Genomic DNA, 7793 nt, shown 5'->3' with positions numbered 1-7793 from the left:
GGGCTGCGGCCGGCGCCGAGCCGGACATCCTCGCCGTGGGCCCGGAGCGCAGGCGGCGCGGCGGTCACTGAGGTACCCCCGCCCGGCCGGCGAACCGCTGCGGGCGGCTCGGGCGGCATGACCACGCCGAGAACGGGCATCCCGCTCAGACCGGCTGAACCCGGCCGGAAACATCCGACGGGAGGACGCGGCATGGATCAGGAAATGTTCGTCAAGCTGCTCAACGAGGACCTCAGCTCGGAATACCAGTCGATCATCCAGTACATCCAGCACGGCGCCACCCTCACAGGACCGCAGTTCCTCGCGATCGCCGAGGAGATCCGCCGTCACCTGCCCGAGGAGCTCGGCCACGCCCAGGTGCTGGCCGAGCAGATCTCGTTCCTCGGCGGCACGCCGACCATCGAGGTGTCCGCGATTCGACCGTCGAGCAGCCCGCAGGACGCGCTGCGCGCCGACCTGAGCCTCGAGACCGACCAGCTCGACCGCTACCGCGAGCGCTTCGGACAGGCCAACGAGCTCGGGCTGGCCGACGTCGCCGAGGCGCTGCGCCCGCTGCTCGAACAGACTCAGGAGCACGTCCGCGACCTGCAGTCCGCACTGGGCCACTAGGACGGACCACGCCACCTGAACGGACCAGGCCACCTGAACGGACCAGGCCACCAGAACGGACCAAGTCACCAGACCGGACCAAGTCACCAGAACGGGCCGGACCGCCGGTGCCGCGGCGGTCCGGCCCGGTCTTGGCGACGCGGACCGTCAGCGGAAGGCCGGCTCGTCGGTGGACACGATCTCCTTGCCCAGCGGCATCAGCGAGACCGGGATCAGTTTGAAGTTCGCCAGGCCCAGCGGGATCCCGATGACCGTCAGGCAGAGCGCCACCCCGGTGGTGAGATGCCCGAGGGCCAGCCACCAGCCGGCGAAGACGATCCAGATGACGTTGCCGATGAGCGAGGCGTCGCCCGCGTCCGGGCGGTCCACCACCCGCCGGCCGAACGGCCACAGCGCGAAGCTCGCCATCCGCAGGGACGCGATACCGAAGGGGATCGTGATGATGAGGATGAAGCACACCAGTGCCGCGAGGGTGTAGCCGATGGCGAGCCACAGTCCGCACAGCACCAACCAGATGACGTTGAGCACCAACCGCATGACCCGCTCATCTCCCTCACGCCAGTCCCGGGCAGTAACGCGGCGCCGTTGTCGCCCGCCCTGTCCTACCCCGTCCCGTGAGTGTTCATGAATTGCCGCTCGGCCGTGACCTCGGGGACGGATCTCGCTACCGTCGACCACGGCGCGGTTTCGTTCAGTGCGCGGGGTGCGACGCCCCGCCACGCCGGCTGATGGGTGGAAACCGGTATGCAGGTGTTCGACCATGTCATCGACCTCGTCGGGGACACCCCACTGGTCCGGCTGACCCCGACGATCGACGAGACGCCGGCGGCGGTGCTGGGAAAGCTGGAGTACCTCAACCCCGGCGGGTCGGTGAAGGACCGGGTGGCGCTGGCGATGGTCGCGGCGGCCGAGGGGGCCGGCCAGCTCCGCCCGGGCGGCACCATCATCGAACCGACCAGCGGCAACACGGGGGTCGGACTCGCGCTGGTGGCGGCGCGGCAGGGCTACCGCTGCGTGTTCACCATGCCCGACAAGATCAGCGAGGAGAAGCGAGCGGTCCTGCGGGCCTACGGGGCGGAGGTCGTCGTCTGCCCGACGGCGGTGCCGCCCGATGATCCCCGCTCGTACTACGAGGTCGCCCGCCGGCTGGTGCGCGAGACCCCGGGCGGCTGGAGCCCGGACCAGTACTCCAATCCTCACAACCCGGCGGCGCACGAGGCCACCACCGGCCCGGAGATCTGGCGCGCCACCGAGGGCCGGGTCACCCACTTCGTGGCCGGCATCGGCACCGGCGGCACGATCAGCGGCGTCGGCCGGTACCTGAAGGAGGTCTCCGACGGCGCCGTCCAGATCATCGGTGCGGACCCGGAGGGCTCGGTCTACTCGGGCGGCAGCGGCCGGCCGTACCTGGTGGAGGGGGTCGGGGAGGACCTCTGGCCGGCCACCTTCGACAAGTCGGTCGTCGACCGGGTCGAGGCGGTCAGCGACCGCGACTCGTTCCTGATGACCCGCGAGCTGGCGCGCCGCTGCGGCCTGCTGGTCGGCGGGTCGTGCGGACTCGCGGTGGTCGCGGGCCTGCGGGTCGCCCGCGAACTCACCCCGGACGACCTCGTCGTCGTGCTGCTGCCGGACTCCGGCCGCGGCTACCTCTCGAAGATCTTCAACGACGACTGGATGTACGAGTACGGCTTCCTGGAGCCCCCGGCGAACGGCCCCACCGTGGCCGACGCCCTGCGGCACAAGTCCGAGCAGACCAGCGGACCGCCGGATCTGGTGCACGTCCATCCGACCGAGACGGTCGGCGCGGCCATCTCCTACCTGCGGGAGTACAACGTGTCGCAGATGCCGGTGGTGCGGCACGAGCCGCCGCTGCGGGCGGCCGAGGTCGCCGGTTCGGTGATCGAGAAGCATCTACTGGCCGCGGTGTTCGCCGACCGGGCCGCGGTCGGCGCCCCCGTCACCGATCATCTGTCGCCACCGCTGCCGACGGTCGGGATCGGCGAGCCGCTGGTCCGGATCGTGGCCGTGCTCGGCGACGAACCGGCGGTCCTGGTGCACGACGAGGGAAACCCCGTTGGCATCCTCACCCGTGCCGACCTGCTCAGTTTCCTGTCCACCACGCCGACGGCCTGAGCCGGCCGCGGCAGGTGGGTGGGCGGGCGGTGGTGCCACCGTGGGGCGGTGGTGCCGCAGTGGACGGGCCGACCGCGTGCCTGCCCGCCCGCCGACCCGGGGTGGCCGTAGCGTGGCAGCATGGTTGACGAGCAGCTCGCCGACGGCTTCGAGACGATCGCGATCCACGTCGGCCAGGAGCCCGACCCGCGCACCGGGGCGGTGGTCGTCCCCATCCATCTGGCGTCGACGTTCATCCAGGACGGTGTCGGCGGCCTGCGCGACGGTTACGAGTACTCCCGGTCCGGCAATCCGACCCGCACCGCCCTGGAGACCAGCATCGCCGCCCTGGAGGCGGGCGCGGTGGGCCTGGCCTTCTCCTCGGGCATGGCGGCGACCGACACCCTGTGCCGGACGGTCTGCCGCCCAGGCGACCACGTCGTCCTCCCCGCTGACGCGTACGGCGGCACCTACCGGCTCATCGCCCGCGTGCTCGGCGACTGGGGGGTGGAGCACACCAGCGTCGACCTGACCGACCTGGCGGCCACCCGGGCCGCGATCCGCCCGGGCAGCACCCGTCTGGTGTGGTGCGAAACGCCCACGAACCCGCTGCTGACGATCGCCGACATCGCCGCCCTCGCCGGCGTCGCCCACGACGCAGGCGCCCTGCTGGCGGTGGACAACACCTTCGCCTCGCCCTACCTGCAGCAGCCCCTGCTCCTGGGCGCAGACGCCGTCGTGCACTCGACCACGAAGTACCTCGGGGGTCACAGCGACGTCGTGGGCGGGGCGCTTGTCGTCAACGACGCTGACCTCGCCGGCCGGCTGCGGTTCCTGCAGAACGCGGCCGGCGCCGTGCCCAGCCCGTTCGACTGCTGGCTGGTCCTGCGGGGAATCCGGACGCTGGGCGTACGGATGGACCGGCACTGCGCGAACGCCCGCGCCCTCGTGGACCTGTTGACGGCGCATCCGGCTGTCGACCTGGTGCGTTACCCGGGGCTGCCCGGCCATCCCGGTTATCCGGTGGCGGTGAAACAGATGCGGGACTTCGGCGGAATGGTGTCGTTCACGGTGCGGGGCGGTTCGGCGGCGGCGCTGGCGGTGTGCGGGCGTACCAGGCTGTTCACCCTCGCCGAGTCGTTGGGCGGCGTGGAGAGCCTGATCGAGCATCCGGCCACCATGACGCACGCGTCGGTCGCGGATTCACCGCTCGCCGTGCCGGCGGAACTGGTGCGACTGTCGGTCGGGATCGAATCGGTGGACGACCTCGCCGCCGATCTGCGTGCCGCGCTCGACGAGCTCCCGTCCGCCGCGGCCGACCGGGAGTAGGCGCTCCGTTCTTCGGAGCGGGTGGTGAGCGACAGGTCGGTACGCCATCGGCCTGTCCGTCATCGTCCGCGGGTTAGCGGATGGAACGCACACCCGCCACATCCTCTTTTGCCTTGGGTACGCCTCGGCTGAGGACGCTCCGCGCGGTGAACGCCACATCCGGGCCGTCTTAACGGGATGATGTGATCCGAAATGACCACTCCCGGGCCAGCCCAGATAGGCCGCCTTCTCCACCGACCCTCCACAGCGACCGGGAATGACACACGAAAGGCTCGACCCCAAGGTCCGGCCGACATAGCGATGCTTAAAAGGTTATCGTTGACCCCCTGCATTGGAATCCCGGGCGGAGAACATCATGGTTGCACGTGCGGTCGTGTGGGACACGTGCCCGGTCCGCCAGGCCGTGACCGTCAGGAGTACCGCGTGGACGCCTCGACGGACCGTCGCTCGCTGCTCATCTCAGGGATTATCACCTGCGCTTTCGGCGCGGTCGGGGCACGTGCGGTGACCACCGTGACGACAGACAGCCGCACGGCCCTCCAGCAGGTCGAGTCCGCGCTCGAGACGCTCGCGCGCCGCTGGGAGACGACCTCGCCGGCCGAGCTCATCCAACGCCTCGCCGTCCTGGCGCGCCATGCCCACACCATCGGGCGCTGGCGGCTCGGCCCGGAGCTGCGCCGGGACTGGTTACGCACGCACGGCCGAATCCTGCTCGTGACCTCGGTGGCCCAGCGGGACAACGGTCTGCCCGGCCAGGCGACCACCTCGGCGCGGGCGGCCTTGGTCGTCGCGAAGCAGATCGGGGATGCCACCACCGCCGCCCATGCCGGCGTGGTGCTGGCCGAACTCGCGGCCTACTCCTTCAAGAGCACAGGAGACGGTCTGCGGCTCGCGCGGGCCGCCCGCGCGACGGCCCCGAACTCGCATGCCGCGGTCCTCGCGATCACCACCGAGGCGCACATCATGGCGGCCCGCGACATGCCGACGGACGACATCGTCGCCGCGCTGCGGGCCGCGGACTCGATCGCCGCGAAACTGCCCGCCGGGCCGGCGGGATACAGCCTGGACGGGATTCATCCCGGATATCTGCCGACCTTCGGCGGCGCGGCGCTGGTGGCCGCCGGGGCGTTGGACGAAGGGCAGCAGCGGCTGGTCGAGGCGGCCGATCTGTTCGGCCGTTCCAGGTCCTCCGGCGCGCTCGCCGCCGTGCGGCTCTACCAGGCCTCGGCGGCGCTGCGCGGACGGGACCTGGATGAGGCGGAAATCCTGGCGACCAGGGCCCTGGCCGCCTCCGCCGTACGGCCGAGCGCCTGGCTGTCGGATGGAATTCTCACTCTCGCGCGCCGGGCAAGGGGCCATGGCGCGGACTGGTCAGGCCTGGTCACGCAGGCACGGGAATGGTCGCCGGCGTGACCTCCGCGCGAAAATCCGATAACGGATGAACTGAATTTCGGGTGCGCTGGACCGACCGCCGAACGGCCAGCTTCGCCGCCGCCGCCACACCGCCCGATACGAACCCGGAACGCCGCCGCGGAAAACACTTCGAAACGGCGCCTGACGTGCCGCCCAGGTCGCGGTTCTCCCCGGCCGGCGAGCGTGCCCGCGAGCGCCAGCGCAACCCCGGCGACTGCCAGAACGGCGACGAAAGACAAAAAATACAGGAAATCGGAATGATGGATGACAGCCGCCGTTCGGGCATCGAACGGCCTTGAAGGTGCAATGTTAGGGACGATCGGCAACGGGGGCGGAGTGGCCCGCGCGACCACGGGAACAGGAATGGACACGGCGACACGCTATCGGTCGGCAGACAATGGCGGCCGGGGGGACGCGGCCAAGAACACGACACTGCCGACACACACGAACAATCGGCTTCCCGAAGACACCGAAGATCCATCGATAGTAAGGTGAATCACAGCGGGCACGCGGATCCGCGGACAGCCATCCCCGTCCGCCCGACCAGACCGGCCAGCCGACCACCTTCAGCCCTGCAGATGGCCGTGGCCCGCCGCCCGTGACCACCGCCCCCCGCCCGCCGCGACCCTCGCTCGCGGCCCTCGCTCGCGGCCCTCGCTCGCGGCCCTCGCTCGCGGCCCGTGCCTGCCACCTGTCGCTTCCCACCCGGCCCGCCCCACGTCACCACCGGCGACGTCACGTCCGGCGACGACGTCCCGTCCGAGCGCGTCGTCCCGTCCGAGCGCGTCGCCCCGCCCACCACGGGTCGAGACTCACCTGCCACCGCGGACAGCCAGCGACGGTGCGGCCGCCCGATCTGGACCGCGCCGCCGACGGGCCCGCGCGCCGGTGTCATTCCCGAAAATCCCGAATCGGTGCACGAGTGTGTGTAGGTAGACGGAAAGGGGGTAATCCACCAGCGACCAAGGATCCCCGTAGAAGGAGCCGTCATGACCGCCCGGGTTCGCACCAGAACCTACAGCAGCATCAGCCTCGGAACGCTTCTCTATCTCATCGTCGGAGTGGTCATCACGGCCAGCCAGCACTACTGGAATTTCACCGACTGGGACGGCCATGCGCTGAGCAGCTTCTTTACCGCCGTCGTCGCGACGCTGCTGTGGCCACTCGCCATCTTCTACACGTTCGCACTGCACACCCGCTGACCCTTACGGCCTGCCCCCACGCGGGAGAACGAGCACGTCACGGCCGATTCCTGGGTTTCTTGACGGTCCGAGTCGATGTTGGACCGGTATGCCCACGGGAGCGCCGCCAACAGCGCTCCGGCCGATTCGGCCGAACTCAACCACCGGCGCCGTCGGTGCCGCCACCCCTGGCACGGAAAGATCCTCCGTGATCGAGGGGCGAGCGGCACCGGCGGCGCAATAATGCCGCCATCGGCCAGTAACAGTACAGCCAAACAACGGTATCAGGGTTGCCGAACGCCGACGGATACCCGATACACTGCGGGCGCCGTCGGTTCCAGCGACGAACGCGGGATTCGATCCCGCGACCGACCAGGGAGGCAGCCCGATGGAGCCGATTCGGATCGTCAGTGTCGTGGGAAACCCGAAGCCGGCCTCGCGGACCAGGCAGGTCGCGGAGGCGGTCGCCGACCGCGTCGCCACCGCCCTCGAAGCGGACGGGTTCACCTCCGCGCACGAGGTCATAGAGGTCAGCGAACTGGGCGCCGGCCTGCTCGGCTGGGGCGACCCGACGGTCGGCGCGGCGCTCGCCACCATTCGGTCCGCGGACGCCCTCGTGATCGCCACCCCTACCTACAAGGCGACCTACACCGGCCTGTTGAAGCTGCTGCTCGACCAGATCGGCGGCGGCGAACTCGCCGGCCTGCCGGCGATTCCCGTGCAGGTCGCCGCAGCGCCGCAGCACGCCCTCGCGGTCGAGGTCCATCTGCGCCCGGTTCTCGTCGAGATCGGCGCGGCCTGCCCGACCACCGGCGTGTTCGTCCTCGACTCCCAGCTCCCCCAGCTGCCCGCCCAGCTCGAGGCGTGGGGCTCGGTCAACCTGCCGGCGATCAGCGCCCTCGTCGCCGCCCGCCGGGCGGTTCCGGCACCGTCCGCCTGAGGCGACACCGCCTCAGGACCCGGCCGGCCGCGGCCTGACCTGCGAGGTTCAGCCGTTGCCGCCGAGGTCGACACGCACCTCCGGCAGCGGGCCGACGAGCGAGTCGGCCCAGGTCGGCGACGGCCTCGTTCCCGTCCCGGCCGCGGCTCCCGCAGTGCCCTCACCAGCGGTCCCTACCAGGCCGGGACTCGCGGGTGTCGGCGTCACCC

General features: G+C 70.8%; 8 protein-coding genes. 7 read left to right on the top strand and 1 reads right to left on the bottom strand.

Annotated features, from left to right (window positions below):
• The first annotated feature begins 192 nt into the window (after positions 1-192).
• Positions 193-609, top strand: a complete 417-nt coding sequence (locus MXD58_RS15175) for a ferritin-like domain-containing protein (protein WP_248838778.1) — start codon at positions 193-195, stop codon at positions 607-609.
• 147 nt (positions 610-756) lie between these two features.
• Here MXD58_RS15175 and MXD58_RS15170 read toward each other — a convergent pair whose 3' ends face one another.
• Positions 757-1146, bottom strand: coding sequence for a YccF domain-containing protein (locus tag MXD58_RS15170; protein WP_248838779.1), 390 nt, complete (start codon positions 1144-1146; stop codon positions 757-759).
• A 207-nt stretch (positions 1147-1353) separates the two neighbouring features.
• Between MXD58_RS15170 and MXD58_RS15165 the strand changes: the two genes are divergently transcribed.
• The 6 genes from MXD58_RS15165 to MXD58_RS15140 all read left to right on the top strand — a co-directional run bounded on the left by MXD58_RS15165 (position 1354) and on the right by MXD58_RS15140 (position 7584).
• On the top strand, positions 1354-2742 hold the full coding sequence (locus MXD58_RS15165; protein WP_248838780.1) for a cystathionine beta-synthase: 1389 nt from the start codon (positions 1354-1356) through the stop codon (positions 2740-2742).
• Between the two features lie 120 nt (positions 2743-2862).
• Complete coding sequence (locus MXD58_RS15160; protein WP_248838781.1) at positions 2863-4050, top strand: cystathionine gamma-synthase; 1188 nt, start codon at positions 2863-2865, stop codon at positions 4048-4050.
• A 513-nt stretch (positions 4051-4563) separates the two neighbouring features.
• A complete protein-coding gene (locus MXD58_RS15155; RefSeq protein WP_248838782.1) occupies positions 4564-5463 on the top strand; it encodes a hypothetical protein in 900 nt (299 codons plus the stop codon).
• 41 nt (positions 5464-5504) lie between these two features.
• Positions 5505-5762 carry a hypothetical protein gene (locus MXD58_RS15150; protein ID WP_248838783.1) on the top strand — a complete coding sequence of 86 codons (258 nt, stop codon included), beginning with the start codon at positions 5505-5507 and terminating at the stop codon, positions 5760-5762.
• A 690-nt stretch (positions 5763-6452) separates the two neighbouring features.
• Complete coding sequence (locus MXD58_RS15145; RefSeq protein WP_248838784.1) at positions 6453-6665, top strand: hypothetical protein; 213 nt, start codon at positions 6453-6455, stop codon at positions 6663-6665.
• Between the two features lie 367 nt (positions 6666-7032).
• The gene (locus tag MXD58_RS15140; RefSeq protein WP_248838785.1) at positions 7033-7584 is read left to right on the top strand and encodes an NADPH-dependent FMN reductase; all 552 of its coding nucleotides are present in this window, start codon (positions 7033-7035) and stop codon (positions 7582-7584) included.
• Positions 7585-7793 lie beyond the last annotated feature (209 nt).

Source organism: Frankia sp. AgKG'84/4, assembly GCF_023242965.2.
Classification (GTDB): domain Bacteria; phylum Actinomycetota; class Actinomycetes; order Frankiales; family Frankiaceae; genus Frankia.
This window is presented reverse-complemented; position numbering and strand designations above follow the sequence as displayed.